Here is a 2,381-nt window from a genome sequence, read left to right as displayed (position 1 = left end):
TTATTTTAAATTTTATGTTTTTGTAGTCCTGCAGTAATATTAATTTAAATTTCATCATACTAGGCTATAATGACGAGGTTAAATTTATCCTCACAAAAGGAGCTTTTATGAAATTTATACTCGGCTTTTTGCTTGCGCTTGGCTTGGCGCTGGGCGGCGAGTTTAGCGTCAAAGATATGCGCGGCGCGGAGGTCAAGATCGCATCTCCGCTTGAGCGAGTCGCTACGATCGACGACGGATTTGTCGAGAGCGTCATGACGCATCTTGGCGTGATCGACAAGGTCAAACTCATCGGCTCGTGGTCTATGAAGCGAGACTACAAATACGACTTCACTACCAAGGCGGGTGAAAACTACACGCTTCGCGGATGGAACGTCATGAAGTATCTACATCCGTGGCTAAATGACCTGCCGTGCGTAAATTCGCCGCAAGGAAACGTCATAAATTTCGAGGCCTTAGCAAACGAAAATCCGCAGCTAGTGATCCTTCGTATCGGAGACTGCACGCTACGCGGCTCAAATAAAGACGCGGTAGAAAAAACGATCGCCACTATCGAGGCGCTAGGCATCCCGCTTGCGGTGATCTATGCTCCAAGAGGCGCTGAAATCGCAACGATGCAAGAGGAGATGCGGGTGCTAGGAGAGATATTCGGACAAAAAGACAAGGCTCTAAAGCTCTTTGAATACCTCGATAAAACCCAAAAACTCGTGCAGGAGCGCACGGCAAATTTAAAAGACGACGAGAAGGTCAGCATGCTCTACATGGGGCTTAATCCAAACATCCGCAAAAACGGCGGCGTGGCGAGCGCTTACGGCGTAAATACCCCCGAATCCTTCATCATCGAAAATATCGCGGGTGCTAAAAACGCCTTTAGAGGCGACGGCTCAAACGTGATCCTAAGTACCGAGCAGCTTTACGCGATAGATCCGGACGTCATCGTGCTGCCGACCTCAAACGGCTACCACCCCGCAAGCGAGCTTTTAAATTCGGCAGATTTTGAAAAACTAGAGGAGCTAAAAGCGATCAAAAACAAGCGCGTTTACGCCATGCCGTGGTCGCCGATGAACTGCGCGCGCCGCGTGGAGTACCCGATAGATATCCTAATAATCGCAAAAGCGGCCTATCCGCAGCTATTTTCGGACATCAAAGTTCATAAATTCGTCCTTGATTTTTACAAAGACGTTTACGGCGTGAGCGAGGAGCAGGCAAAGGCGCTTAGAAGCGAGCAAATTTTAGACTGGACGGTAGAGAATGACTTTTAAGCCCGGCGCTTTTAAGTCAAATTTACTATTTTTATTCGTTCTTTTGGGCGCGCTTTTGCTCTGTATGATCGCGGCGCTCATGCTCGGGGATTATAAAATTTCGATCGCTAAAATTTTAGACGTTTTAAATTTGAAAATTTTTGATATCCCCGCCGCAGGTATCTCAAAAATGGATCAAACCGTCATCTTTGAAATCAGAATGCCTAGAATTTTAACCGCCGTGATAGTGGGTTTCGCGCTTTCAAATGCGGGCGCGATATATCATGGCTGCTTTAAAAACCCGCTCGTAGAGCCCTTTATACTCGGAGCGAGCTCGCGCGCGGCCCTGGGTGCGGCGCTAGCGATACTGTTTTCAGGCATATTTTTTAATATCGCTTTAAGTGCGTTTGCATTTTCGTTTTTTGCGGTATTTTTGTCCTACACGCTCGCAAAAAACGGCGGCATAGTGCCCGTGGTGGGGCTTATTTTATCGGGCGTCATCGTAAGCTCGATATTTTCGGCGTGCGTATCGATCGTAAAATACGTAAGCGAGGACGCGCAGCTAAGAGAGATCACATTTTGGATGATGGGCGGGCTGTACTACTCCAAATGGCAAAGCCTAGGCGAGATCGCCTCGGTCACGGGAGTTTGCTTTGTAGCACTTTGCACGCTTGCGTGGAAGTTAAATTTACTAAGCCTGGGCGACGATCAGGCAAGAAGCCTCGGCATAAATCCCGAAAAATACAAGCTCATATTTATAACGATCGCTACATTGATGACCCCATCTTCCGCGACCGCTTCCGCCGGGAAGCGCGATCCATGGCGCAACTGTCGCACCCCTGCTTGGTCAACGTCTATGACACGGGTGAAGACGGCGACCACCTGTTCCTCATCATGGAACTCATCAACGGTGGTACCCTCCGCGAACTCCTCGCTGAGCGCGGCCCCATGCCCCCGCACGCCGCCGCAGCTGTGATGCGCAGCATGCTCACCGGACTCTCTGTGGCGCACTCTGCTGGGATGGTGCACCGCGACATCAAACCAGACAACATCCTGATCAACGGCGACCACCAGGTCAAACTCGCCGACTTCGGACTGGTGCGCGAAACTTCCCAAAACACCGCCACCTCAGACCAGATC

General features: G+C 49.9%; 2 protein-coding genes and 1 pseudogene. All 3 read left to right on the top strand.

The window, feature by feature from the left end; translation table 11 throughout:
- Positions 1–107 precede the first annotated feature (107 nt).
- Positions 108–1,262: an ABC transporter substrate-binding protein gene (locus Q0314_RS07905; protein WP_298058050.1), complete on the top strand. Its 1,155-nt coding sequence runs from the start codon at positions 108–110 to the stop codon at positions 1,260–1,262.
- Positions 1,252–2,031 (top strand): annotated as a pseudogene (locus tag Q0314_RS07900) (iron ABC transporter permease); the annotation flags it as partial. The gene Q0314_RS07905 and the pseudogene Q0314_RS07900, both read left to right, overlap by 11 nt.
- A 29-nt stretch (positions 2,032–2,060) precedes the next feature.
- Positions 2,061–2,381, top strand: a 321-nt coding sequence (locus tag Q0314_RS11305; protein WP_366114630.1) for a serine/threonine-protein kinase, incomplete at its 3' end; no start/stop codon positions are given.

The sequence above is a fragment of the uncultured Campylobacter sp. genome (assembly GCF_938040115.1).
Lineage (GTDB): Bacteria > Campylobacterota > Campylobacteria > Campylobacterales > Campylobacteraceae > Campylobacter_A.
This window is presented reverse-complemented; position numbering and strand designations above follow the sequence as displayed.